Source organism: Kitasatospora sp. NPDC101447 (genome assembly GCF_044767225.1).
Classification (GTDB): domain Bacteria; phylum Actinomycetota; class Actinomycetes; order Streptomycetales; family Streptomycetaceae; genus Kitasatospora.
Genome location: NZ_JBIWNL010000013.1, coordinates 115608 through 139659 on the forward strand (window position 1 = coordinate 115608; position 24052 = coordinate 139659).

The following is a 24052-nucleotide window of genomic DNA, read 5'->3' on the forward strand; positions in this document are numbered from 1 at the left end:
ACGATTCCCGTCTGCGAGGAAGATGAGGGAGTGGCCGACAGGGCCGCCAGGGCGCGCACAGCGCCTGGCCCAAAAGCGAATGACGCTTTCCGGTTCGCGCTCGAAGCTACACAGCGCGCTCACAACAGCGACACGCTTTGGCGAACTTGGCCAGAAACGGTGCGCAGCTCAGCGCCTCCGCCTCATCCGCCTCATTCGCCTCACCCGGATCGCCCGGGTGGCCGGGACCGGATCCTCACGGACGGATCGGTCACGAGGCCGGGTCGGCGGTGCGGGTCTCGGCGGGCGCGGGTGGCCGGGGCTCGGCGTTGCGACGGTGGTAGCGGCGGTCGGTCGCGGTGCAGGCGGCGAGGACGAAGGCGGTGGCGGCGGCCGCGGCGGTGACGGCGAACGGGGAGCCGGGGGCGCCGTGGTCGGCTGCCCAGCCGGCGAGGAAGGTGCCCGCCGACTGCGCCAGGATCAGCGCGCTGACCAGGGCCGCCATCGCCTCGCCGAGCCGGGTGGCGGGCACCGTGCGCTCGACCAGGCCGAAGACGGTGATGATCTGCGGCGCGACGGCGACGCCGAGGAAGCCGATGGCCGCGGTGAGCGCCGCGAGACTGCCGTTCGTGGGGCTGTCGTCGATGAGGTCGCCGCTCGTGAGCAGCAGGACGCAGGAGGCGGCGAAGAGCAGTGCCGCGCCGGCCCGGAGGCGGGCCGGCAGGCCCCGACGGGCGGGCAGCGAGGCGATGACGACGCCCGCGAGGGAGCTGGTGCAGCCCAGGAAGCCGTACACCAGCCCGGCGGCGCCCGGCCGGCCCAGCGCCTCGGTGGTCGCGGTGACGCCGACCTGGACCGAACCGAAGCAGGCGCCCAGCAGGGCCGTCCCGGCCAGCAGGAGGACGTACGGCGTGCTCAACAGCCGCCCGACGGAACGGTCATGGGGGTGGGACGGCGCCGGGACGCCCGGTGCGGCGGTGGGGTGCAGCGCGAACAGGACGGCGCAGACGCCGGAGAGCACGGCTGCGGTGAGCAGGGCGACGGCGGGGGAGGCGGCGCCGGCCAGCACGCCGACCAGGGCCGGCCCGGCGGTGAAGGCGAACTCGTCGACGATCCCGTCCAGCGACAGCATCGCGGAGGTCAACTCCGGTTCACCGGCGGCCAGTCGGACCCAGCGGCTGCGCGACAGCGGGCCCACCAGTGGGACCGACAGACCGGTCAGCGCGGCGGGCGCGATCTGCCAGCCGAGCGCGAGCCCGCGCTCGGAGGCGGCGACCAGCACGACCAGGGCCGCCGCGTTGGCCAGGGCGGCGGCCAGCCCGACCGTCCGATGCCCCCGGCGGTCCGCGAGCCGGCCGACGATCGGACCGCCGATCGCCTGACCGCCCGCCAGCGCCCCCGCGACCAGCGAACCCGACCACACGCTGCCGGTGTTCCGGCTGACCAGCAGCAGGGTGCCGATCGGGCTCATCGCGGTCGGCAGCCGGCCGAGCAGCGACCACAGCAGCACCCGGCCGCCCGTCAGCTGCTTCGCCATGCGGAAGTTCCCGGTCACGGACACGGTCCACGCCCCTCTGCGGAGCCGGTCCGGGCGCCCGCCTCCCGCAACCGGCCCGACCAGGCGACAGCGACCTGCGGGTGACCCCCCGACCGTAGGGGCGGGGGCGGGGCGCGGGTAACCGTCCGATCGTCCGGCCGCGCGGGGCAGCGGGAAGGGGACGGTCGGAGGAGTCACCAAGGGCGGGGGCGGGCGGGTGCGGGGGAAGGGACCCGTCCGGGGAGGCGACCGGCGTCCTGCCGCCGCGGCCGCGGACGTCACCGGGAGTGCCGGGCGGCAACCTGATCGCAGTAGGCCCGGTGGTCGGATCGGTGCGCCGGGGCAGAGGGTGGTGCGGAGGAGGGTCGGGCCGCTGGGTGTCCGGCCGTGAGGTGAAGGCAGACCAAGATGTCACGTGGCCGCGGAAGGCTGGGGAGCACGTCGAATCGCACGGACCGCACGGACCGCACGGACCGCACGGACCGCACGGACCGCACGGGCTGCACGGGTCGCACCGGCCGTACGAGCCGGCGGGTCGGTGTCGCCGCCGTGGTGCTGGGCTGCACGGTGCTGGTGGCCGCCGGCTGCAGCTCGTCGAGTACGTCGTCGACCAGCTCGCCGTCGCGCCCGTTCTCGCCGAACGCGAGCTCCTTCTCGGGCCAGCTCCCCTCCTCGATCGCCTCGGCCAAGTCCTCGTTGCTGGAGTCGGCCTCGGCGGCGGCCTCCTCGGCGGCGGCCGCCGCCTCCCAGGCCGTGTCCTCGCTGTCAGCGGCGGCGTCCTCGTTCGAGGCGTCGGTCTCGGCCCAGGTGGCCGCGGGCCGCGCCAAGGCGCAGGAGGTGCTGTCGAAGACCCAGGGCACGGGCAACGCCCTGTCGGACGTCACGCTCACCGGCCTGCCCAAGGCGCAGGCGGCGGGATTCAACGCCGCGCTGGTGACGGTGGTGAACAGCACGAGCTCGACGGCGTCGTACGCGATCAAGGTGGAGTTCCTCGACGAGACCGGCAAGGTCGTGGACACCTCCTACCTGGGCGTCACGGACCTCGCCCCGGGCGCGAAGGCCACCCCGACCGCGTTCAGCCCGATCGACCGGGACCAGGCGCTGGTCTCCAGGGTCGCCCAGGCCCAGCGCTACTGACCCGCCCGCCGACCGGCGGGACCGTCCGGCTGCGTCGGGTGCCGCGGTCGGGTCAGAAGGTCCCCCGCAGGTCGGCGAGGACGGACCCGAGGCCCGTCAGGAGGCCGTACCCCTGCCGGACCAGGACCTCCCCGATGACGGTGAGGTCGTCCTCCCAGCCGAAGTCGGTCCGCAGGACGCGCCACCGCTCGCACACCGGGTCGGTGCCGGTCTCCGGCTCGTGGCCGAGCGCCCGCAGGCGTTCCTCCCACCGGCGCACGACGTCGCCGTCCGTCTCGCCCGCTCCCGGCCGCAGCAACTCCTCGACCTGGTCGCGCCGTACGTCCGCCACCGCTGTGCCGGACCCGTCGGTGAGGAGGTAGAACGCGGTCGCCAACCCGGCCGCCCCGTCGGCGATCTCACCGCGATGGGGGTCGCTCTGGAAGGCGAAGCGCTTGTCCGGCACGACGGGGACGAGCAGCTCCCGCGTCCGCACCCACGCCGCCTCCCACCCCGCCGGTCCGCCGGCTCCCTGCCACCGCCACGAACGCTCTTCCAGAATGGTCATGCTGCGCATCGTGCCACCGCCCGTCGCCACACTGAAGCCCCGGGCGCGGGCCCCGGGGCCACCAGCCGGGGGAGGGCGGCGGTCCGGTCAGCCGCCGTCGGTGAGTTGCCGCCCGGAGAGGTAGCGGAGGTGCCGGGTGAAGACGGCCTCGGGGTCGGCGCCGGTGCGGGCGATGAGGATCAGGGCGGTCACGGCGGCGTCGCAGGCCTCGGCGTGGACCTGCTCCAGAGTGTGGGACCGGCCCTTGCGCGGGTTCATCCCGAGCACGCCGATGACGGCCTCGGCGACTTCGCCGCTCTCCTCCGCGAGCTTCAGCGCCTGTCCGAGCATCACCTGTTCGGGTGGGCAGTCCGAGAGTGAACTCAGGCGTTCGGCAAGGGACTTGATGATCATCCAGGTGTCCGTCACGGCGTTGGATCCTGCCCCTGTTCGATCGGCTCGTTCAACCCCGGAGGTTCCGGGCGAGCCCGGGGCGAACAGCCCGTTTTCGATTCCGACGGGAAGTCGGGGGCGAGCGGTGTGGGGCCACCGTCCGCGCCCGGGGCGGCAACCGCCCGGGTGGTTGGCATCCCATCCACAAGAGCTCGGACGGCGATCGAAAATTAAGTGTCACCGATCAGTTGGAGACTGGTAGCGTCCCCGACGTGGCAAAGCTGAACCAGATCATCGCCGTTGAAAAGGGCGTCAAGTCCAAGTCCTTCCAGGAGCTCACGCAGGCCCACCAGGACCTGCAGAAGCCCGCGCTGCTGGCCGGCATCTCCCGGACCTACCAGCCCAAGGACGAGGAGGGCGAGCAGCTGCCGCCGGAGTCGACCCGGGTGCAGCTGAAGGCCGAGGACATCCTGCGCTCCACCGCGCAGACCCTCACCCGGCTGTTCGACGTGACGGCCACCAAGGACTGGGCCAACATCGGGGCCAGCGCGGATATCGTGGTGGACGGCCAGGTGCTCCTCGCCCGGGTGCCGGTGCCGTACCTGCTCTTCCTGGAGAAGCAGCTCACCGACCTGTTCACCTTCGTGAAGAAGCTCCCGGTGCTGGACGCCTCGGAGTCCTGGAACCTGGACCCGTCCACCGACTCCTGGAAGACGGAGCCGGTGCGCACCATCCGGACCAAGAAGGTGCCGCGCAACCACGTCAAGGCCGAGGCCACCGAGAAGCACCCGGCCCAGGTCGAGGTCTACTACGAGGACATCGCGGTCGGCTACTGGACCACGGTCAAGTTCTCCGGTGCGCTGCCGGCCCGCCGGGTGAACGAGCTCGCCGAGCGGGTCGAGAAGCTCCAGCAGGCGGTCAAGTTCGCCCGCGAGGAGGCCAACGCCGTCGAGGTCACCGACCAGCGGGTGGGTGACGCCGTCTTCGGCTACCTGTTCCGGTAGCCCCATGATCGCCCGCCCGGGGAGCCGGGCGGGTGCGCCGGGCACGTCACCTCGTCCGCGGAGTCGGACGGGTGCGTCGCACGGCGCGAAAAGCTGACACTGATGTTGAAGCTGACCCAGGGGTCACAGTGGAGGTTCGAATCCTTCCCCCGGCGCCACAGGCCGGGGTAGCCCAAGCGGCAGAGGCAGGCCCCCTGAATCTCAGACTCTCGCTCCAGTCTCAGCATTCGCCGCCGAACACCGGATCGACCGGGTGCGGACGAATATCGACGAATGCGGGTTCAAGTCCCGTCTGTGCCGCTCCGTGGCACGGTAGTTCAAAGGCAGAACGCGTCGGTTTCAATCTGATCCGCGACCCTTAAACGTGTCGGTGTGAACAATTGGGCGGCACACAGGGGCCCGGGAGCAGGCTACGCTCCCGGGTCCTCTAGCTTCCGCGATCACGACGAACCGTCACCTATGGTGATGGGGTGATTGCTGCACGTGGCCCGTCGGGCCGGCAAGGACCGCTGGGAGGGACGCGACCCCCGGCGCCCGGCGACGCGGTGATGTTCGGAACGGAGACCGCCCGGGAAGGCGAGCTGCGGGAGGCCCTGCAACGGCTGGCCGCCGGCACCTGCGCCGTCGTCCGGGTGCCCGAGCTGCTCCGGGCCGACCTGGCCGGCCTTCTCACCCGCATCGAGCAGACCGACTTCGAGGCCTACGACGAGGAGCGGCTCGACCCGCCCATCCTCAAGTTCGGTCCCGCGCTGTACGACCACTACACCCGGGGCCACGTCCGGGACGCCTACTGGGAGAAGGCGGAGCGGGCCGGGAAGGCCGTCCGCGACATCCACGGCGGGAACGACCCGGCAGCGGCCGTGCTGCACCGGCTGAGCACCGAACTGGGCATCCCGGTGCGCCCTGCGACCATCGGCGGGCGCCCGCTGCACGTCGGAATCCTCCGCGAGTTCCCGACCGGCTCGAAGATCCACTACGACGAGGTGGTGCGGGAGTTCCCCGGCCGCCTCGACGACCCGCCCATCGTGCAACTCGCCTTCAACCTGCACCTCACCGTCGCCGAGCACGGCGGCGCGCTGACCGTCTGGCGGCACCGCTGGGTCCCCGCCGACGACGCCCGCAAGGGGACGGCTACGGCTGGGCCCCCGAGGTCGTCGCCGATGCGCCCTCGGCCACCACGACGGCCGAGCCCGGCGAAGGAGTCTTCTTCGACTGCCGCAACTTCCACCGGGTGCAGGACTTCGAGGGCGGCCGCCGGATCACCCTCTCCTTCTTCCTGGGATTCACCATGGCCGGCGAGATGGTCGCCTGGTCCTGACGCACCCCGCCCCGGGCACGGGCACGGGTGCGGCCCCGGGCCGCGACCGCCGGCGGCCCGCTGCCGGTCTCTCCGCCGCCCGTCGTCCCCGGCGGCCGGTGGTCGGCGGGAACGACGGAGGGCAGGGTGCCCGGGTCGGTCACTCGAAGCGCGTCGGGTCGCCGGCGCCGATGCGGACGATCTCGGCCGTACCGCCGGAGAAGTCGACGACCGTCGTCGGCTCCGTCCCGCAGTCGCCGGAGTCGACCACGGCGTCCAGCACGTGGTCCAGCCGCTCCTTGATCTCCCAGCCCTGGGTCATCGGCTCGTCCTCGCCGGGGAGGGTCAGGGTGCTGGAGACGAGCGGCTCGCCGAGTTCGGCGAGCAGGGCCCGGGTGACGACGTGGTCGGGGATCCGGACGCCGACCGTCTTCTTCTTCGGGTGCAGCAGACGGCGCGGCACCTCCTTGGTGGCGGGGAGGATGAAGGTGTAGTTGCCCGGCGTCGCCGCCTTGACGGCGCGGAAGACGTTGTTGTCGATCTGGACGAACTGCCCCAGCTGCGCGAAGTTCTCGCACATCAGGGTGAAGTGGTGACGGTCGTCGAGCCGCCGGATCGTCCGGATCCGTTCGATGCCCTCGTGGTTGCCCATCTGGCAGCCCAGGGCGAAACAGGAGTCGGTCGGGTACGCGATGAGGGCCCCGGAGCGGAGGCTGTCGGCCACGGTGCTGATGGTGCGGGCCTGGGGGGTCTGCGGGTGCACGTCGAAGTACTTCGCCATCCGCCGACCCTACGGGATCCACCCGGCTGGGGCACCGCATCGCGCACCGGTGCGGTGTGGGGCGGCCGGGCGCACCGACCGTTCGGGGTCGGCCCGATGGCCGGCGCACCGCACCCGGGCGCCCTCCGACCGGGCTCAGATCCGGGCGATCACGGCGTAGCGCTCGTCGTCCACCGGACCGCCCCACAGGTCCGCGTTCCCGCTGAGCGGCTCGATCCGCAGATCGGCGACCAGCGGACGCACCACGGACGCCAGGTGCTCCGCGGCCACCCCGCCGTTCCACGGCAGGAGTTCCGCCCCGGCCACGTACGGCACGCCGGCCTGCCCGGATTCGCGCCACCGGCCCTCGACCAGCACCAGTCGGCCGCCGGGCCGCAGCCGGTGCACCCACTCCCGCAGCGCGGCCTCGGGGTCGGGCAGCGTCCACACCAGATGGCGTGACAGCACGACGTCGAAGGCCTCACCGCCGGTCGGCGGCGCAGCCGCGTCACCCACCAGGAAACGGCCGGACAGGCCGGCACCGGACAGTTTCCTCCCGGCCTGCTCGACCATCCGCGGAGACAGGTCCACGCCGGTCACCCGGTGCCCGGCCTCCGCCAGGAGGAGGGACAGCGAACCGGTTCCACACCCGACGTCGAGGACGTCGAGCGGGCCCGACGGCACCCACGTCCGCAGCAGCCGCGCCCACGCGGACCGCGTGTGCCCGGCCCTCAGCCCGTGATCGGGCTCCTCGTCGAATCCCGCCGCGGCGGCGTCCCAGTACTCGGCGATGGCGGCGCGCGGGTGCCGACCGGCGTGGTCACTCATGACCGGCATCCTCGCACCCGGCACTGACACACCGCCGGACGCCGGGCCCGGGACCGGGACCTCCGTTCCGCTACGGGACCGGCCCTCGGCGAACGGCGCCGCCGGTGTCCGGTGATCCGAACATCGGCAGGCAGGGCGGCAGACCACGGATCGAGACGGGGACCCGCCGGTGCGCCTCCCAGTGGGCACGCGTGAGTCTCAGGCGCCTGTTGACCGCCGGTCGGCCACGGACCACGTGGCGCTCGGTGCCGTCGGGTTCGTAGCCGTGCTTGCGGGACACGGCGAACGAGGAGGCGTTGTCCTCGAAGGCGCCCGACCTCGCCTCCCGCGCGTTCAGGCCGGCGAAGGCCAGGTGCAGGACGGCGGCACGCATCTCGGTGCCGATTCCCCGTCCGTGGTGCCGCGCGCCGAGCCAGGACGCGGTGGTGACCTCCCGCAGGACGGCGAAGTCGCGGGCGGCGACGGTCTGCAGGCCGACGACCCGGTCGTGCTCGAAGACGGCCAGGTTCAGGGCCCAGTCGTCCGGCGACCAGTTCCCCCGGCGCAACCAGTGGTGCTGCACCACCGAGCGCGCCCGTTCCGCCGGCGGGAGATCGGTCCACGGCACGATGAAGGGCATGCGGTCGGGCTCGTGGACGCCGTCGGCCGCCAGCGCGGCCAGGGCGGCCAGTTCCTCGCCGTCGGGCAGTCGGAGTTCCAGGCGGGCCGTGTTCAGGCGCAGCCCCAGCAACGGCCAGTGGTCGATCGGCATGCGCCATTGTCGGAGACGACGGCCGTTCCGGTCACTCGGTTTCCGGGCTCGGCCGGGCCCGGCCCTGTGCGTCCGCGCCCGGACGCAGGCAGCGTCCCCGCCCGACGACCCGCTACCCGGCGTCGCCCAGCGGTGGCCCGGCCCGGCGCCCGGCCGAGGTTCCGCCGCTCGGGTGGGCGCCGGTGGTCGGTGTCGTCAGTGGACCTGTTCCGTGGCGCCGGTCGCGGCGGCGCGTTCGATGGCTGCGAGCAGCCGGTGGTGGGCGGCGGCCGTGTGGAAGTCGGGGCGGGGCGGGCGTCCTTCGGCGATCGACCGGGCGATCTCCTCGTAGACGGCCGCGACGTTGGCGACCGGACCGGCGGCGGGGTCGAAGGGGACGGTCCGGCGGTCGGCGGGCACCTCGACCTGCTCGCCGTCGATCCTGATGTCCCAGTCGGTCCAGTGCATGTACGTGTCGGGCCGGGTGGGAGCCGCCGTCAACGTGCCCTCGGAGCCGACGAGTTTGACGAGGAAGCCGTCCGGGCTCCCACTGCCTCCGTGCACCGCGACGGACGCCGTCGCGCCGTTCTCCAGGATGCCGTGGACCAGCACCTGCGCGGGCACCCCGTTGGGCACCGTCCGCCCCGTTCCCTCGACTTCGACGCGGTCGTGCGGGCGGGGCAGCCTCGCGGAGACCTCGACCAGCCGGCCCGCCATCCGGTCCAGTGCGGCCAGGAAGTGGCCGGCCATGATGGTCAGGAGCGAGGTGCCCGCGGCCGGGTCGGTGGTCCACGCCAGGTCCGGTGCGATGCGGGCGCCGCCCAAGGGGGCGCCCGAGGCGATCAGTACGGCCGATTCGAGCCGGCCGATCCTGCCTGCGGCGACCAGGTCGGCCACGTGGCGGGCGTCGGGGGACTGGTATCCCTGCAGGTTGACGGCGTGGACGACGCCGGCGTCGGCGGCCGCCCGGGCGAGGTCGTCCGCTTCGGCGGCGTCGACGCCCAGCGGCCACTCGGAGAGCACGTGCTTGCCCGCCGCCAGCGCGGCCCTGATCACCGCGGCGTGGCCGGAGGCCTTGACCGACACCACGACGAGGTCCACGTCGGGGTGGGCGGCGAGCGCCGCGGCGTCGGCGAAGGCGAGTGGCACGCCGTGGGCGGCCGCCGCCCGGTCGGCGGTGGCCTGGCGGGTCGTCGCGACGGCGGTCACCTCGAACCCGGCGAGTCCGGCGAGTGCGGGCAGGTGTGACGCGTCGGCCCAGCCGCTTGCTCCGACGACCCCGACCTTGATCATGTGTCCTCCCTCGTTTAGTACCGATCGATACAAAACTAGAGCGGGCGGCAGGCGGAGTTCAAGGGGTAATGTACCGACAGGTAAAAAACTTGAGGAGGTACGGCATGCCAGGCGGTCGCCCGCGCGCCTTCGACGCCGAGGCCGCGCTCGACCGGGCGCTGGAGGTCTTCTGGCGGCAGGGCTACGAGGGGACGTCCCTCGCCGACCTGACCGCGGCCATGGAGATCAACAGGCCCAGTCTTTACGCGGCCTTCGGCAACAAGGAGCAGTTGTTCCACAAAGTGCTCGACCGCTACTTCACCAGCCCGGGAGCCTTCGCCACCGAGGCCCTGGAGGCGTCAACCGCCCAGGGCGTCGTCGAGCACCTGATCCTCGGGGCCGTCGAACTGACCACCGGGCCGCAGAGCCCCCACGGGTGCCTGAGCGTCAACAGCGTGCACGCCTGCGGGCCGGACTCCGAGCCGATCCGCCGGGAAGTGATCGCCCGTCGGATGGCCGGCGAGGCCGCGCTCCGCCGCCGCTTCGAGCAGGCGGCCGACCTGCCGGCCGACATCGATCCGCGCGTCCTCGCGCAGCTGGTGTACACCGTCACCGACGGCATCGCCGTGCAGGCGGCGAGCGGCTGCACCCGCGAGCAACTGCGCGAAGTGGCCGACCTGGCGATGCGCACGCTGTTCCACTCGCCGGGCTGATCCGGTCCGGGAAAGGACGAGCCCGGCTGTGTCGTGCGCGGGTTGCGAGTGTGGACTCGTGCGCGTTGACTGAAATTTCAGTTAGGGGCAGGATGTGGGCGTCCCGCCCGCCCTGCCCCGGGCGCGTGCCGACGGTCCCGCCCGATCGGCCGCAACCGACTGCCCGGGGCGGCCCGACCCCGCACGAGGCACCGATGGACAAGCCCGCAATCACCCGACGCCGACTCCTGCGCTACGGCGCCGCGGCCGTACCCCTGGTGGCGTCCGGCCCGCTGCTCTCCGGCGCCGCCCGCGCCGCGAGCCCCGCGCCGGCGCTGCGCATGCCCGCAGAGACCGACCCGCACACCCGCACCTTCATGGCCTGGCCCGAGCCGACCTCCGCCTGGGGCGCCCAACTCCCCGCCGTGCAGCGGGACATCGCGAACCTCGCGAAGGAGATCTCCCGCTGGGAGCCGGTCGTGATGGTGATCAACCCGGAGTCGGTGGCAGCCGCCACCCCGCTCTGCGACACCGGCGCGACCCCGTCGTCCCGGGGCATCACGTTCCTCCCGATCTCCAACGACGACCTGTGGATCCGGGACTTCGGCCCGACCTTCCTGGTCGGCCCGGGCGCCATCGCCGGCCTGGACACCAACTTCAACGGCTGGGGCAAGACCGGCACCGGCTACGAGCAGGCCTTCGCCAACGACGCCAAGGCGGCCGCCGCGCTGCTCGACCGGTACCGGATCGACCGCGTCCGGGCCCCGTTCACGGGGGAGGGCGGCTCGCTGGAGACCGACGGGCAGGGCACCCTGCTCGCCACCGTCAGCTCGCTGGTCAACCCCAACCGCAACCCCGGGCTGAGCCAGAGCGACGTCGAGCAGCGGCTCAAGTCCTCGCTCGGCGTGGAGAAGGTGATCTGGCTCGCCGGCCTGGCGGGCCAGGACATCACGGACAGCCACATCGACTGCGTGGCCCGGTTCAGCGCCCCCGGGCGGGTCATCCTGGACAGGCCCGGACCGGGCTCCACCCCGATGTGGGTCACCGTGTACAACCAGGCCAAGCAGGTGCTGCAGAGCGCCACCGACGCCCAGGGCCGCCCGCTGACGATCATCGAGCTGCCCGGCCCCGACCACGAGAAGATCCAGGGAACCGGATCCGCGTTCCTGGCGAGCTACACCAACCACTACACCGCCAACGGCGCCGTCCTGATGCCGCGGTTCGGGGACGCGGCCGCCGACGAGGCGGCGCGCGCGATCCTGGCGGCGGAGTACCCGGGCCGCGTGGTCGTCCCGGTGAACATCAACGCCATCGCCGCCGGCGGAGGCGGCATCCACTGCGCGACCCAGTCCCAGCCGGTCGTGCCCGCGGCGGTCTGACGCCCGCGACCCGGCCGGGACCCGCCCGCGACCCGGCCGGGGATCCGGCCGGGTCGCGTCGGGGTCAGGCCTGATCGGCCGCGGTGGCGATCAGGAGGGCCTCCAGGTCGTGGAGGAAGGCCGCGACCGTGGTGCGCCCGAAGTGGAGGGTGTCCGCGGTGAGCCGGAAGTCGATGGCGCCGTCGGCGTCCTCCAGGCAGAGGAAGAAGGCGTCGAACTGGCCGTCCGGCTGCTCGGGCCAGGACAGTTCGCTGCTGTCGCGCAGGGCCTCCAGGCCTTCGGCGGGGACGGTGTCGGGGGCGGGTCGGTGGTCGTAGCGGCGGTCGTTGAAGCAGTAGCGGAAGGTCTCCTCCCGCTTCCTGCCGTGGTCCAGGAACATCCGGTCCAGGGCGATCGGATGGCCACCGCAGTGGGAGTAGGCGCGGACCGTCGACTTCCAGGTGCGGTCGAGCACCTCCAGGGGGCTCGCGTCGGCGAGGTCGAGCGCGAAGAAGGCCTCCTGGAACTGGTTGCCCACCATCCGGCGGGTCCGGCGGTTCAGGCGCCGCCTGGAGATCAGGGAGAGCGAGACGACCTCGGATCCGGCGAGCGGGCCGATGAGCCTGCAGACCGTGCCCAGGATCACCGTGGTCGTGCTCAGGCCGGTGCGGCGGGAGATCAGGCCCACGGCGTGGTACGCGGCCCGGGAGCGGAGCCTGCCGCCGAGGAACCTCGGCGACTCCGGTCCGTCCGGATTGTCGGGGAGCTTCTGCAGGTCGGCCGACCGCAGGAGGCCCGACGCGTAGGCGACGGTCCTCGCGGTGAGGTCGGCGGCCTCCGCGGTGGCCTCCCAGGCCGCCAACTCGGCCGGCTGCCAGGCGTCCTCGGGCAGTGGCGGCACGGCCTCCGGGCCTTCGGTGAGGTAGGCCGTGAACTCGTCCATGAGCGGGACCCAGCCGGCGCCGTCGATCGACATGTGCGAGATCACCAGCAGCATCGACCGGACGCCCCCGTCCGCCACCACCAGGCCGCAGCGGACCGGGAGTTCGTCGTGGTAGTCGAAGCTCTCCCGCATGAACTCGTCGACCAGGCGGTCGGTGGCGGCCGGGACCTCCTCGGCCGGGACGTCCACCCGTACGGCGGTCACCGCGCCGGTCCGCGGGGCGCGCTGCAGGAGGGTTCCGTCGGGGGCGGTCTCGAAGGTCGTCCGCAGGGACTCGTGGCGGCCGGTGAAGAAGGCCAGCGCCTGGACGCAGGTCTGCGGGTCGACCCCGTCGAGCTGCAGGACGGAGTGGTTGTTGAACGCCGCGTCGTGGGGGGCGGTCTTCCGGATGCAGAGCCAGAACTCCAGCTGCCCCCAGGTCGCCGGCGCCCGGACGGCCCGTTCGGCGGCGAATTCGGCGCTGAGGAGCGTTCTGTTCACGTGGTCTTCCTGTTCGACGTCGGTCGGAGCGGTCGGAGCGGTAGGGGCGGTCGGAGCGGTCGGAGCGGGGCGGGCGGAGCGGTAGAGGCGGGCGGGGCGGTCGGCGGTCAAGGCCGTCGGAGCGGCGGTCAGCGGCGGTAGGGCTTGCGGTAGACGGAGTCCTCCAGGATCAGGAAGTCGAGGTCCATCGCCCGGAACGCGCGGAGCGCGTCGTCCGCGCTGTCGACGATGGGCTCGCCCTTGCCGTTGAACGAGGTGTTGAGCAGCACCGGCGGCGCACCCTGCCGGTCCAGCTCGTCCAGCAGCGCCCCGACCACGGGCGCCTCGTCACCGGCGAGCAGTTGGGGCCTGGTCGTGCCGTCCACGTGGACCACCCCGGCCGCCGTCGCGCGGCCCTCGGGCGTCACGGGGGCCGCGCCCAGCATGTAGCGGGAGAGGTGTCCGACGTCCCCCCAGAAGCGCGGGCCGTGGGCGGCCCGGGTGACTCCGGCGAACGGCCGCCACCGCTCCCGGTCCTTGATCCGGTTCACCCGGTCCGCGACACCCGCGTCCCGGGGCACGGCGAGGATGGAGCGGTGGCACAGCGCGCGGGCCGACCTCCGCCCGCCCCTCGGCGATCGCGCCCACCTGCCCGTCCAGCAGCAGGCCCGCGACCTGCTCGACCGACAGCTCCGCGCGGACCAGGCCGTACGCGGCCGGCGCGGGGCCGTGCGGGTCGCGCACCGGGCTGCCGAGGTACGGGTCGAGCGGGGCGGGGGCGGCCGTGGGCGGGCGCACGCTCCAGGCGGCGCCGAGCGCGACACCGGCGTCGTGCGGCACGGGCGGTACGAACACCGGCCCGGGCAGCAGACCGTTGGTGGAGCAGTTGAGCGCCACGCCCCCGGCCAGGCACAGCTCCTCGACGCCCGCCGCCTTGCGGGCCAGCGCCGCCAGCGCGGTGACGCACTCCTCGACGGCCCGCTGGGCGGTGTAGGCGACCAGCACCGCGCGGGGGTCGTCGGCCAGCCGCTCCTCGGGGAGGTCCGGGCCGGTGGCGCCCGCGATCCGGGAGTACAGCCCGCGCCACGCGGCGACGGTCGTCTCGTACTCGGCGCGGATCTGCGCGGCGGTGGCCCGCTCGGAGCCCCCGAGCGGGCCGGAGCCCCCGAGCGCGCCGCCCGTCCCGAGCGCCCCGCCACCCCCGAGCGCCCCGCCGCCCCCGAGCGGTCCGGGGAGCGCCAGGCGGAACCCGTCGCCGTCGACCTCGGCCAGCGGGCCCGTGGACAGGCCCGCCGCCCGGCCGTACGCGGCCAGCCCCATGGTCTTGCCCGCGTTCAGGAACGAGAACCCCAGCCAGGTGCTCGCCGCGTCGTACAGGTAGCCGAGGGACGCGCTGCGCGGCCAGGCCCGCTCCAGGCGCGGCGGGGCGTCGCGCGCGAAGGTCCACACGCTCGACGACTCGTTCTCCCCGTTGCCGTCGACGACCAGGACCGCGGCCCTCTCGTACGGCGACGCGTGGAACGCCGAGGTCGCGTGCGCCAGGTGGTGCGGCACCCGGACGACCTCCGGGAGCCGGTTGCCGAAGGCGAGTCCGACGGTGTGCTCCAGGAACTCCCGGTCGTCCCGGAACCGTCCGGGGAAGAGCTGTTCGGCGTCCCAGCCGATCGCGACCACGTCCAGGTCGGCCGCGGTGATGCCGGCCCGGGCGAGGCAGGACTCGGCGGCCAGCCGGGGCTTGCGGTAGATCGAGTGGCGGCGCCTGCTGAGCCGTTCCTCCTCGCAGAAGGCGACGACCTCACCGGAGCCGTCGACCAGGCATGCCGCGGCGTCGTGCCAGCCGGTCGGGGGCGCGTTCACGCCGAGGATCCACATGGCTGCCCCCTAACCGGCGTCGCTCTGGAGGGCGTGGCTGTTGGAGAAGCCGCCCATCGTGTAGTTCACGGTCGCGCGTTCGGTGCAGACCACCTCGACGCCGGCGCGCGCGAGCTGCAGCGCGAAGACGAAGTCCTCCGTCCACTCCAGCTTCTGGCGGGCCGGCGAGAAGGTCTCGGGGAAGCCCGTCCCGGCGTGGAAGCGGCGGCGCACGAGGTACTCGCTGGTGTCGATCCGGGCCAGTACCGTCCCGCCGGAGGCGAACCTGTCCCGGACGACGTTCGAGCCGGGCGTGAAGACGCCGTGCTCGCACAGGTAGCGGTAGCTGAGCGCGCGCCGCTCCGGGTCGGGGTCCGGGTGCCAGGGGTCCTCGCCGTCCGGGACGTAGGGCTGCCCCGCCGGGTCGACCAGCAGCCGCCAGCTGTGCGCCACCTCGACGTGCGGGTTGTCCGTCAACGCCCGGACCAGGCTGCTCAGGTGGTCGGGCGCGAAGGTGTTGTCGTCGTCGAGCTGGCCCACGAACTCCCCGGTGGCCAGGGCGATCCCGCGGTTGCGCAGCCGTCCGAGCCGGGCGGAGCGGTACTCGGGCGCGGCGGGCCTGGCGACGTTCTCGATCACGATGCCGGGCAGCACTGCCCGCAGCTGCGCCAGGTGGTCGGGGTCGCGCAGGTGGTCGGCGTCGTCCCCGACCACGATCTGCTCGACCGCGACCCCGGTCTGGGCGGCGACGGAGCGCACGGCCCGCAGCAGGGCATCGGGACGGTCGCGGGTCAGCGTGACGACGGAGACTTCGGGGAGGGTCATGGTGCGGTCCTTCGCATCGGGTGGGGGGTGGTCGCCTGCGGGCCGGGTGCGCGCAGGAGGGAGATCGCCCGGTCGGTGGCCCGGAGCACCCGGGCCACGGCGGCCCGGCTCATGCCGATCTGGCGCATCCGCAGGACCGCCTCGGCACGCAGGAGTTCCGCGACCGCGACGACCTGCGCGCGCTGCTCGGCCGGCATCGGCTCCTCGGCCTCGACGCAGACGGCGAGCGGCATCGCGGTGACGAGGACGTCGGTGATCGCCTCCTCGTGGCCGCGGCTCAGGCCCTCCCGCAGGGCCTGCATCCCGAAGGCCACGTGGCGGGACTCGTCGCGGGTCATCGCGACGAAGCCCGCCCGGATCCCCGGGAGCGTGCCGCCCGCCCGCAGCGAGCCCACGAGCGTCCGCTGCGCGTGCAGGGCGAGAATGCCCTCGGTCACCAGGTGGAAGACGGTGACGGCGCGCAGCCAGTCCTCGTAGCCGGGCATCGGCCGGGCGATCCGGCCGATCAGCTCGGCCTCCAGCGTGCTCAACTCCCTTTGAGCTGGTGAGAGTTGACTCCATCCCTCGGGGAGGGCCGCCTCCAGGTCGGCGGGCATGCCGAGCACGTCGACGGCGATCCGCCGGACGAGGTGGGTGTGCCGGGACTCGTCGGCGAGCTGGGTACCGACGTACACCAGGGAGTCCTCGTCGGGGCAGCCGGTCAGGATCGGCCCGAGGAGTTCCAGGCCGGTGTACTCCCCGATCAGGAAGTTGACGATCAGCTTGTGCACCCGCTGCCGGACGGGGTCGGGCAGCCGCGACCAGTTCGCCGCGTCCCGCTCCAGCGCGATCTCGTCGGCGGCCCAGTGCTGGCGCTCCCAACTCCGGTACAGGGCGCGGCTGCTCGGGCGGGTGTCGATCACCGAGTCGGCATGCCCGAGCACCGCGGGCAGCGGCAGGTCCGGCATCGTGCGCAGCTCGGCCTCGTCGAGCAGCATCGGACTCCAACGGGTCATGACCACTCCGCCTCTCTCGATTCGTCCCCCGCGGGGTCGTGCCGCGCACCGGGCTCCGGTCCGGCGGGCACCCTGCCGTCGGGCGCCGGGCCGCCGGGAACCCTGCCGTCGGGCGCCGGGCCGCCGGGCACCCTGCTGACCACCAGGGAGGCGTAGTTGCCGTAGAACCCGAAGCCGTCGACCAGCACGTGCCGCGCCCGGCCGGTGCGCACCGGATCGACCGCCACGTGCATCCGCTCGGCGGCGATGGGCTCGGTCAGCCCCGGTGTGCCGGGGGCGATCCCGGTCCGCAGGAAGCCCACCGCCGCCGCGACGGCGGGCATGGTCGAGGCGTGCAGCAGGTGCCCGATCGCGCCCTTGTGCGAGCCGACCGGCACGCCGGACCAGCCCAGGCGGGCCGCGGTGGCGTCGAGCGCGGCGAGCTCCGCGGCGTCGCCCTGCGGAGTCCCGGTGGCATGGGCGTGGACGTAGTCCACCTCCGTCGTCCCGGCCTGGTCGAGCGACTCGGCGACGCACGCGCCGATGGCCTCCGCCTGCGAGTCGGCCACGCTCCCGCCGCTGATCAGGCAGGCCGCGCCGGTCAGCGCGATCCCGGGGTCGATCCCCCTGGCCCGGGCGTGCGCGAAGGTCTCCAGGACCACCGCCCCGCCGCCCTCGCCCAGGGTCATGCCGTCCCGGCGCACGTCGAACGGCGCCGCGCCGCGCCCGCTCTGCGCCCGGACCAGATCCATGCTGGAGAAGTCGTACGGGTTGAGCGTGACCACCCCGACCACCAGGGCGACGTCGGCGCCGCCCGACAGCAGCCAGTCCCGGGCGAGCGCTAGGCCGAACGCGGAGGAGGCGCAGGCGTGCGGCACCTGCACCACCGGGCCGGTCGCCGCGCCGGGCCGCGGGCTCTCGAAGTCCCGGGCGAAGGCGGTGGGGGAGGCGCTGACCGGGGTCTGCCCGGCGATCACGGTGAGCGCGCCGTCCGGGAGCCGGGGCAGCCGGGCCCGGCGCAGCGCCTGGGCGACGACCGTCTCGGTCAGCCGGCTCTTGAGCCCCCCGACGGGCGCGCCGCACACCGACCCGTCGATCTGCGCGGCGACGCGCTCGCGCGGGTCGCCGGCCCGGGCCGGATCGGCGAAGCGGGTCAGCGGGCCGATCGCGGACGCCCCGGCGAGGAGCCCCGCCCGGAAGGCGCCCGGCCCCACCCCGAACGGGGTGACGAGTCCCAGCCCGGTGAGGGCGACCCCGGTCACGACCCGGCTCCCAGCACGTCCGCGTACAGGGCGCGCAGCCCGCGCCGTTCCACCTTCCCCGAGGCGGTGCGCGGGAGTTCGGCCGCCAGGTGGACGGCCCGGGGCCGCAGTTGCGGCGGCAGCGCGCCGCGGCAGGCGGCCAGCACCCGCGCCCGGAGCGCCGCCCGGTCCGCGGCGCCGTCGGCGGGCTGGACGAACGCGTGGATCTCGTCCCCGCGTGCCCGCCCGGGCCGGCCGAGCACGACGGCCTCGGCGACGCCGGGGACGGTGCGGATGACGTCTTCGAGGATCGCGGGTGCGACCGTCTCGCCGTGCACGATGAGGACCTCCTTGATCCGGCCGGTGATGGTGAGGTGGCCGTCCGGCGACACGGCTCCGGTGTCCCCCGTGGGGAGCCAGCCGTCCTCGGTGAACGGCGCCGGGAGCAGCGCACCGGTGGCCGGGTCCACGTAACCGGTCATCAGGCTGGGGCTGTTGACCTGGACCTCGCGGTCCGGGCCGTGCACCCGCGCCCTCGTCCCGTCGAGGAGGCTGCCGACCGAACCGGGCCGGATCCGGCCGGGCACGTTGATCGCCACGTTCGGGCCGGCCTCGGTGAGCCCGTAGCCGTCGTGCAGCCCGACCCCGGTACGGCCGACGAACCGCTCGTGCAGACCGGGGGCGAGCACGTCGCCGCCGCAGCCGCGGATCCGCAGGCCCGCCAGGGCCGCCCGGGTCTCCGGGTGGGAGCCCGCGTCGGCCGCGAGGGCGCGGTACATGGACGGCACGCCGTCCATCGAGGTGATGCGGGCGTCCCTGATCCGCCGGATGATCCGGCGCACCTGGAACCCGCTCTCGACGTACAGGTGGGCGCCGGTGCTCCGGCACACCTGCAGCACGCTGTAGGCGTAGGAGTGGTGCAACGGCAGCGGCAGAAGGAGCCGGTCCCGGGCCGAGATCCCGAGGTGGGCCGCGGTCGCGTCGCCCTGGTACGCCAGCGCCTGCCGCGACAGGGCGACGGCCTTGGGGCGGCCGGAGGTGCCGGACGTCCACAGCACCGCGGCGGTGCGCTCGGGCAGCGGGCCGCCGGGGCGGTCGTGCGCGGCGCGCACCCGCGCCGTCGCGTCCACCACCGCCCAGGCCGGCTCCGCGTCCGTCGCGGCGTGGCCGCCCAGCAGCACCGGGGCGTCCAGGCGGTCGGCCGCCAGCATGGTGGCCACGGTCGTCACAGGATCACCCGTCGCGGGCATCACCGCCCGCCCGGCGCCCACGCCGTGGCCCGAAAGCTCCGCCGTCAGCCGGTCGGTGAGTTCCACCAGGTGGGCGCGCGGGACGTCGGCGCCGTCCACGGTCAGCGGGAAGAAGGTCATCACGGCCGCTCCGGGGAGTCGGGGACCAGGACGGGGGTCGAAGCGGAGGCCGAGCCGAGTGCCGAGCCGGAGGCCGAGTCGAGTGTCGAGTCGAGTGTCGAGTCGGGGGCCGGGTCGAAGATCCGGCGTACGGCGGTGGGCACGTCGCTGTCGTCGACCCCGATCGTCAGCAGGGCCATCCGTCCGTCGACGTTGAGCCGGCGGGCCTCGTCGAGGGCGGCGACCAGTTCGGCCGGCGTCGTCGGCCGAGCCGTCCACCCGCCGAGTGCGGCCACCGCCGCGGTGGCGTGGGAGGGCGCCGGGAACCGGGTGACCTCGGTGGAGGCGCCTTCGAGGTCGCGCAGGTAGCGCGGCCAGCCGAACCCCCGGTTGTCGAACACGAGCACGGTGAGGCCGCAGCCGTTCTCGGCGATCGTCGGCAGCGCGGCCAGGCTCATCTCGAAGGCGCCGTCGCCGCAGACCAGGACGGTCGGCCGCTCAGGCCGGGCCACCGCCGCCCCGAGGGCCGCGCCGAGGCCGAAGCCGACCATGGTCTGCTCGCCGGGCACGACCAGGGTGGTGCGGTCGCTGACCGTCAGGACCGGGTACTGGTAGCCCCAGATGTCGTGCAGGCCGTTCTCCTGCACCAGCGTCAGATCACGTCCGAAGACCTCGGTGAGGGCGCCGAACGCGTGCCGCGCGGTGAGGCGCTGCGGCTCGTCCGTCGGGGGTTCGTCCGTCGGGGGTTCGGCGGACCGGGGGACGGTCGGCTCGGCCACGGCCACCGGCCCCGCCGCCGCCGCCGCGACGAGTTCACCGAGCCGCCCGAGCGTGAGGGCGGCGTCGCCGAGCAGCGGCACCGCCGGTTCGACGACGGTCGAGAAGACCGCTGACTCGCAGTCCACGTGGACGAACCGCTTGTCGTCCAGGCGGGTCCAGCCCGTCCTGGCCGTCTCCTCCAAGCGGGAGCCGACCAGCAGCACCACGTCCGCGGCGTCCAGGATCCGCTGCGCCGACGGGCCGGCGTAGAGCCCGACGAGCCCGCGGGCCAGCGGGTGCTCCTCGTCGATCACCCCCCGGCCGGACGCCGTGGTGAACACGGGGGCGCCCAGCCGCTCCGCCAGCGCGCGCAGCGGCGCGCCCGCCCCCTTCGCCCCGCCGCCGGCGACCACCACCGGGGCGGTCGCCGCGCTCAGCAGCGCCGCGGCCCGCTCCAGCGACGCGTCGTCGGCGACCGAACGCACCCGGGCGACGGGCTCGCCGGTCGGCGCGTCGTCCACCGGCTCCGCGGCGAGCACCTCGGCGGCGATCTCCACCAGGACGACGCCCGGCGTCCCGTTGACCGACAGGTGGACCGCCCGCCGCAACGCCCAGCGCAGCTGCTCCGGGCTCTCCACGAGTACCGACCACTTGACCAGCGGGCCCGCCATGGCGGCCTGGTCGAGCTGCTGGAACCCGCCCCGGCCGAGCCCGGCGACCGGGATCCGCGTCGTCACCACCACGACCGGACAGCACAGGGAGGAGGCTTCGAGCAGCCCGGTGAGCGCGTTGCTGAAGCTCGGCCCCGAGTCCACGGCGACGACGGCCGGACGGCCGGAGACCGTCGCATGGCCGATCGCGGCGCAGGCGGCGACCCGCTGGTCCCGCACCGGCAGGGCGGTCAGCCCCGGCCGGCGCCCGGCGGCGTCCAGCAGGCCGGGTTCGTCGGACGGCAGTCCCGTCACCAGGGCGCAGCCCGCGTCGGCCAGGACGGCGGCGACCGCGTCCCACTGGCTGCGGTCAGCCATGACCGGCCTCCTTCGTCGTGAGGGTGGTTCGGGTGGTCCGGGTGGTTGGGGTGGTTCGGGTCGTTCGGTGGGGGACGGCGCCGAGCGCCGCCGGGGCACCGGCTGCGGTGGCGAACGTCGTCAGGGCGCTGTCCGGGGGTATCGCGTCCGGCGTGCAGGAGTCCGCCGCCCAGGGGTTCGGTGTCCAGGGGTCGGATGTCCAGGGGTCCGCGGCCCAGGGGTCCGCGGCCCAGAGGTCCGGCGCCCCGGAGTCCGGTGCGCAGGGGTCCGGCGCCCGGGAGGTCGCCCGGTCGGTCGGTGCCGCGGGGGGCGCCGCTGCGCCGCCCCACAGCCGGACCGCGACCGCCCAGTAGGCCCCGTGCTCGTCCCGGGGCAGGTCGCAGACGACGACCGAGGGCGCCCGACCCGCTCCGACCAGGGCGGTCGCCCAGCGCAGTGCCTGCCCGGCGGCGTCGTCCCGGCTGGTGACGAGGTGGCAGCGGCCCTGCCAGCCGGAGGCCGTCAGGAACGGCTGGAGCACTCCCGAGGGTTCGAGCCCGGTGGAGTCGGAGGGCCGCATCCGGTGCCCGGGGTCGTCGTGCCGGCCGGTGAAGCGGTCGGCCGAGGCCCGGGCGTACTCGGTCAGGGCCACGATGACGGGCACCGCGCTGTCAGCCGTGCCGTCGAACGCGCGGGTCAACGCGCAGGCCAGGGTCCGGGCGGCGGCCGGGTCGACGATGCCGAGCCGGACGGCCGCGGGCACCTCGAACGGGCCGGTCGCGCAGGCGTGGCCGGGAGCGGCGGTGTGCAGGGAGGTCGCGCGGAGGTTCATCGCCGGCCCGTTTCCGCGGACACCAGGAGCGGCCTCGTCTCGATGCGGCCCCCGCGCCGGACGCTGTTGGCCTGCCGGCCGTACCCGCCGAACGGCTGGTTCCCGTCCTCGATGTCGAAGGTCGTCCGCTCGTGGCAGGTCACCGAGGTCCCGATGCGCTCCCCGCGCAGCCCCGGCTCCCCGAAGACGGAGACGTACATGCCGCGGGCCAGCTCGGCGGGCGAGTTCAGCCAGGCCTCGACCTGTTCGGCGCGGTCGTACTCCATGAGCACCAGGACCGGGGAGAACAGCTCGGGCGGGTGGAAGGCCTCCTGCCAGGGCAGGCGCAGCAGCGTCGGCTCGACGGCGCCCGTGGCGGGGTCGACGCGGCCGCCGCGCAGCACGTGTTCCCGGTGGGCGTCGAGGAACTCCGCGGCTCCGGCGACGGCGTCGGGGTACACGAGGGGGGCGACGACCACCTCCGGGTCCCGGCGGTCGCCGACCGGCAGTTCGGCCAGGGCGGTGCCGAGCCGGTCCGCCGCCTCCCGGGCGACCGACCGGTGCACGAAGACCAGGTCGGGGGCGAGGCAGTCCTGCCCGGAGTTGTACGTCCTGGCCTCCAGCACCGCGCGGCAGCCGCGATCGAGGTCGGCCCGCGGGCCGAGGACGATCGGGTTGGGGCCCGAGCCGAAGGCGAGCAGGGTCGTGCCGGGGCCCAGGGCGGAGCCCACCGCCTCGGCGTTGTCCGGCTGCCCGGTGAAGACCACCAGGTCCGACCGGGCGCATTCGCCGGTGAAGGCCCGCTGGGAGGCCCCGGTGAGCTCGACCCGGCCGGCGAGCCGCGCGAGGTGGGGGCGCAGGATCTCGTGAACGGCCGCGGCGGTGTCGCCGGTCCGGGCCGAGGGCCGGATGAGCACCTCGTCGGTGTAGAGGGACGGGATGATCCCGAAGAGGACGTAGGAGTAGAGGACGTTGTTGGACGGCAGGAACGTCGCCAGCCGGTTCAGCCGGCGGGGCGCGTACTGCTGGAGTTCCCACGCGGCGCCGGACAGCGCCCGCACCGATCGGAAGATCTCGTCCTCGGCGCTCTGCCGGACCGCGAGGTCCGTCAGCACGTCCGCCAGTTCGTGGCGGGCGCCGAGGAAGGCGTGGGTGAATGCGGCGACGTCGGCCGTGCGGGCCACGGTGGTCGCGGTGGTCGCGGTGGTCGCGGTCAACGGAGTTCCCCTCCCCGAGGTGTCGTCGGCCGGTCGGGCACCCCGGCCGGAACGGCCCGGGCCAGGGACTGCTCGACCCAGGAGACCGTCGCGGCCAGTCCTGTTCCGAGGTCCACCCCGGGCTGCCAGCCGAGTTCCGCCCGGGCCCGGGAGATGTCCGGCCGCCGGATGTACGGGTCGTCCTGGGGCCGGGGGACGAACGTGATCCCCGAGGCCGTCCCGGTGATCCGGCGGACGAGCTCGGCGAGTTCGAGGATCGTGGTCTCGACGGGGTTGCCGAGGTTGACCGGCCCGGTGGCGGTGCCGTGCACGGCCCGGACGAGTCCGTCGACCAGGTCGTCGACGTAGCAGAACGAGCGGGTCTGCCGGCCGTCCCCCGCGACGGTGAGCGGCTCGCCGCGCAGCGCCTGGTGGATGAAGTTGGGGATCGCCCGGCCGTCGCCGGGGCGCATCCGGGGGCCGTAGGTGTTGAAGATCCGCACGATGCAGGTGTCGCCCCCGAGTGCCCGCCGGTACGCGGTGGTGGCGGCCTCGGCGAAACGTTTCGCCTCGTCGTAACACGACCGGGGGCCGACGGGGTTGACGTTCCCCCAGTAGGACTCCGGCTGCGGATGCTCCGCCGGGTCCCCGTACACCTCCGAGGTCGACGCGAGGACGAACCGGGCGTCCTTCCGCACGGCCAGCTCCAGGCCGTGGAAGGTGCCGAGCGATCCCGCCCGCAGCGTCTCCAGCGGGAGCCGCAGGTAGTCGGCGGGGGACGCGGGCGAGGCGAGGTGCAGGACGGCGTCGACCCGGCCGGAGATCTGCAGCGGGTGTGCGACGTCGGCCTCGACGAAGGTGAAGTTCGGGGCTCCCACCAGGTGTTCGACGTTGGCCGGGGAGCCGGTGGAGAGGTTGTCGACGCAGACCACCTCGTGCCGGTCACCGACCAGGCGGTCACACAGGTGGGAACCGAGGAAACCGGCACCGCCGAGCACGACGATACGTGTACGCATGATCCTCCTTGTCTCCAGTCCGGCCCGTGTGCCTCGGCGGCACCGGACCTGGCCGTTGCGGTGTTTGCTGTGCGTGCTGTTGCACGTGTTGCGTGTGTTGCCGTGTGG

At 74.1% G+C, this 24052-nt stretch carries 21 protein-coding genes and 1 pseudogene; 4 read left to right on the forward strand and 18 right to left on the reverse strand.

From position 1 onward, the window contains the following. Positions 1–250: 250 nt before the first annotated feature. Positions 251–1516 carry an MFS transporter gene (locus ACIRST_RS20400; RefSeq protein WP_402803347.1) on the reverse strand — a complete coding sequence of 422 codons (1266 nt, stop codon included), beginning with the start codon at positions 1514–1516 and terminating at the stop codon, positions 251–253. 549 nt (positions 1517–2065) lie between these two features. On the opposite strand from ACIRST_RS20400, the gene ACIRST_RS20405 reads away from it, so the two are divergent. After that, positions 2066–2653, forward strand: a complete 588-nt coding sequence (locus ACIRST_RS20405; RefSeq protein WP_350520457.1) for a hypothetical protein — start codon at positions 2066–2068, stop codon at positions 2651–2653. 52 nt (positions 2654–2705) lie between these two features. Here the strand turns inward: ACIRST_RS20405 and ACIRST_RS20410 are convergent, their stop codons facing one another. Further along, positions 2706–3200, reverse strand: coding sequence for a hypothetical protein (locus ACIRST_RS20410; RefSeq protein ID WP_402803349.1), 495 nt, complete (start codon positions 3198–3200; stop codon positions 2706–2708). Between the two features lie 87 nt (positions 3201–3287). Further along, on the reverse strand, positions 3288–3608 hold the full coding sequence (locus ACIRST_RS20415) for a MazG-like family protein (RefSeq protein ID WP_350520459.1): 321 nt from the start codon (positions 3606–3608) through the stop codon (positions 3288–3290). Positions 3609–3844: 236 nt separating this feature from the next. On the opposite strand from ACIRST_RS20415, the gene ACIRST_RS20420 reads away from it, so the two are divergent. Continuing rightward, positions 3845–4576: a hypothetical protein gene (locus tag ACIRST_RS20420; RefSeq protein WP_402803351.1), complete on the forward strand. Its 732-nt coding sequence runs from the start codon at positions 3845–3847 to the stop codon at positions 4574–4576. Between the two features lie 1457 nt (positions 4577–6033). On the opposite strand, the gene ACIRST_RS20425 is transcribed toward ACIRST_RS20420, so the two are convergent. The 4 genes from ACIRST_RS20425 to ACIRST_RS20440 all read right to left on the reverse strand — a co-directional run bounded on the left by ACIRST_RS20425 (position 6034) and on the right by ACIRST_RS20440 (position 9484). Then, positions 6034–6654, reverse strand: a complete 621-nt coding sequence (locus ACIRST_RS20425; RefSeq protein ID WP_350520462.1) for an L-threonylcarbamoyladenylate synthase — start codon at positions 6652–6654, stop codon at positions 6034–6036. Positions 6655–6789: 135 nt separating this feature from the next. After that, positions 6790–7461 (reverse strand): class I SAM-dependent methyltransferase, encoded by a 672-nt coding sequence (locus ACIRST_RS20430; protein WP_350520463.1) that lies wholly within the window; start codon positions 7459–7461, stop codon positions 6790–6792. A 70-nt stretch (positions 7462–7531) separates the two neighbouring features. After that, on the reverse strand, positions 7532–8212 hold the full coding sequence (locus ACIRST_RS20435; RefSeq protein WP_350520464.1) for a GNAT family N-acetyltransferase: 681 nt from the start codon (positions 8210–8212) through the stop codon (positions 7532–7534). A gap of 195 nt (positions 8213–8407) precedes the next feature. After that, entirely contained in the window at positions 8408–9484 is a 1077-nt protein-coding gene (locus ACIRST_RS20440) for a Gfo/Idh/MocA family protein (protein WP_402803354.1), read from the reverse strand. Positions 9485–9588: 104 nt separating this feature from the next. On the opposite strand from ACIRST_RS20440, the gene ACIRST_RS20445 reads away from it, so the two are divergent. After that, on the forward strand, positions 9589–10176 hold the full coding sequence (locus ACIRST_RS20445) for a TetR/AcrR family transcriptional regulator (RefSeq protein ID WP_350520466.1): 588 nt from the start codon (positions 9589–9591) through the stop codon (positions 10174–10176). A gap of 194 nt (positions 10177–10370) precedes the next feature. Continuing rightward, positions 10371–11534: an agmatine deiminase family protein gene (locus tag ACIRST_RS20450; protein WP_350520467.1), complete on the forward strand. Its 1164-nt coding sequence runs from the start codon at positions 10371–10373 to the stop codon at positions 11532–11534. A gap of 64 nt (positions 11535–11598) precedes the next feature. On the opposite strand, the gene ACIRST_RS20455 is transcribed toward ACIRST_RS20450, so the two are convergent. The 11 genes and pseudogenes from ACIRST_RS20455 to ACIRST_RS20505 all read right to left on the reverse strand — a co-directional run bounded on the left by ACIRST_RS20455 (position 11599) and on the right by ACIRST_RS20505 (position 23944). Continuing rightward, positions 11599–12936, reverse strand: a complete 1338-nt coding sequence (locus ACIRST_RS20455) for a condensation domain-containing protein (protein ID WP_402803356.1) — start codon at positions 12934–12936, stop codon at positions 11599–11601. A 128-nt stretch (positions 12937–13064) separates the two neighbouring features. Then, positions 13065–13739, reverse strand: coding sequence for a carbamoyltransferase C-terminal domain-containing protein (locus tag ACIRST_RS20460; protein WP_402803499.1), 675 nt, complete (start codon positions 13737–13739; stop codon positions 13065–13067). Between the two features lie 40 nt (positions 13740–13779). Further along, a pseudogene (locus ACIRST_RS20465) lies at positions 13780–14787 on the reverse strand (carbamoyltransferase N-terminal domain-containing protein); the annotation flags it as partial. Positions 14788–14796: 9 nt separating this feature from the next. Further along, the gene (locus ACIRST_RS20470; protein WP_402803358.1) at positions 14797–15591 is read right to left on the reverse strand and encodes a glycosyltransferase family 2 protein; all 795 of its coding nucleotides are present in this window, start codon (positions 15589–15591) and stop codon (positions 14797–14799) included. After that, positions 15588–16586, reverse strand: coding sequence for a ribonucleotide-diphosphate reductase subunit beta (locus tag ACIRST_RS20475; RefSeq protein WP_402803360.1), 999 nt, complete (start codon positions 16584–16586; stop codon positions 15588–15590). Before ACIRST_RS20475 ends, ACIRST_RS20470 begins: the two co-directional genes overlap by 4 nt. Next, positions 16583–17827, reverse strand: a complete 1245-nt coding sequence (locus ACIRST_RS20480) for a beta-ketoacyl synthase N-terminal-like domain-containing protein (RefSeq protein ID WP_402803362.1) — start codon at positions 17825–17827, stop codon at positions 16583–16585. The genes ACIRST_RS20475 and ACIRST_RS20480 overlap by 4 nt, the downstream gene beginning before the upstream one ends. Then, a complete protein-coding gene (locus ACIRST_RS20485) occupies positions 17824–19176 on the reverse strand; it encodes a class I adenylate-forming enzyme family protein (RefSeq protein ID WP_402803364.1) in 1353 nt (450 codons plus the stop codon). Before ACIRST_RS20485 ends, ACIRST_RS20480 begins: the two co-directional genes overlap by 4 nt. After that, complete coding sequence (locus ACIRST_RS20490) at positions 19176–20942, reverse strand: thiamine pyrophosphate-binding protein (RefSeq protein WP_402803366.1); 1767 nt, start codon at positions 20940–20942, stop codon at positions 19176–19178. Before ACIRST_RS20490 ends, ACIRST_RS20485 begins: the two co-directional genes overlap by 1 nt. Further along, positions 20935–21753, reverse strand: coding sequence for a hypothetical protein (locus ACIRST_RS20495; RefSeq protein WP_402803368.1), 819 nt, complete (start codon positions 21751–21753; stop codon positions 20935–20937). Before ACIRST_RS20495 ends, ACIRST_RS20490 begins: the two co-directional genes overlap by 8 nt. Next, entirely contained in the window at positions 21750–22949 is a 1200-nt protein-coding gene (locus tag ACIRST_RS20500; protein ID WP_402803370.1) for an aldehyde dehydrogenase family protein, read from the reverse strand. Before ACIRST_RS20500 ends, ACIRST_RS20495 begins: the two co-directional genes overlap by 4 nt. Further along, on the reverse strand, positions 22946–23944 hold the full coding sequence (locus ACIRST_RS20505; RefSeq protein WP_402803372.1) for a UDP-glucuronic acid decarboxylase family protein: 999 nt from the start codon (positions 23942–23944) through the stop codon (positions 22946–22948). The genes ACIRST_RS20500 and ACIRST_RS20505 overlap by 4 nt, the downstream gene beginning before the upstream one ends. Positions 23945–24052: the final 108 nt, after the last annotated feature.

Bases quoted from the DNA above. Each gene is read 5' to 3' on its own strand.
- ACIRST_RS20400 (WP_402803347.1), bottom strand. From the start codon at position 1,516: ATGGCGAAGCAGCTGACGGGCGGCCGGGTGCTGCTGTGGTCGCTGCTC.
- ACIRST_RS20410 (WP_402803349.1), bottom strand. From the start codon at position 3,200: ATGACCATTCTGGAAGAGCGTTCGTGGCGGTGGCAGGGAGCCGGCGGA.
- ACIRST_RS20425 (WP_350520462.1), bottom strand. From the start codon at position 6,654: ATGGCGAAGTACTTCGACGTGCACCCGCAGACCCCCCAGGCCCGCACC.
- ACIRST_RS20430 (WP_350520463.1), bottom strand. From the start codon at position 7,461: ATGAGTGACCACGCCGGTCGGCACCCGCGCGCCGCCATCGCCGAGTAC.
- ACIRST_RS20435 (WP_350520464.1), bottom strand. From the start codon at position 8,212: ATGCCGATCGACCACTGGCCGTTGCTGGGGCTGCGCCTGAACACGGCC.
- ACIRST_RS20440 (WP_402803354.1), bottom strand. From the start codon at position 9,484: ATGATCAAGGTCGGGGTCGTCGGAGCAAGCGGCTGGGCCGACGCGTCA.
- ACIRST_RS20445 (WP_350520466.1), top strand. From the start codon at position 9,589: ATGCCAGGCGGTCGCCCGCGCGCCTTCGACGCCGAGGCCGCGCTCGAC.
- ACIRST_RS20450 (WP_350520467.1), top strand. From the start codon at position 10,371: ATGGACAAGCCCGCAATCACCCGACGCCGACTCCTGCGCTACGGCGCC.
- ACIRST_RS20470 (WP_402803358.1), bottom strand. From the start codon at position 15,591: ATGACCCTCCCCGAAGTCTCCGTCGTCACGCTGACCCGCGACCGTCCC.
- ACIRST_RS20475 (WP_402803360.1), bottom strand. From the start codon at position 16,586: ATGACCCGTTGGAGTCCGATGCTGCTCGACGAGGCCGAGCTGCGCACG.
- ACIRST_RS20485 (WP_402803364.1), bottom strand. From the start codon at position 19,176: ATGACCTTCTTCCCGCTGACCGTGGACGGCGCCGACGTCCCGCGCGCC.
- ACIRST_RS20490 (WP_402803366.1), bottom strand. From the start codon at position 20,942: ATGGCTGACCGCAGCCAGTGGGACGCGGTCGCCGCCGTCCTGGCCGAC.
- ACIRST_RS20495 (WP_402803368.1), bottom strand. From the start codon at position 21,753: ATGAACCTCCGCGCGACCTCCCTGCACACCGCCGCTCCCGGCCACGCC.
- ACIRST_RS20505 (WP_402803372.1), bottom strand. From the start codon at position 23,944: ATGCGTACACGTATCGTCGTGCTCGGCGGTGCCGGTTTCCTCGGTTCC.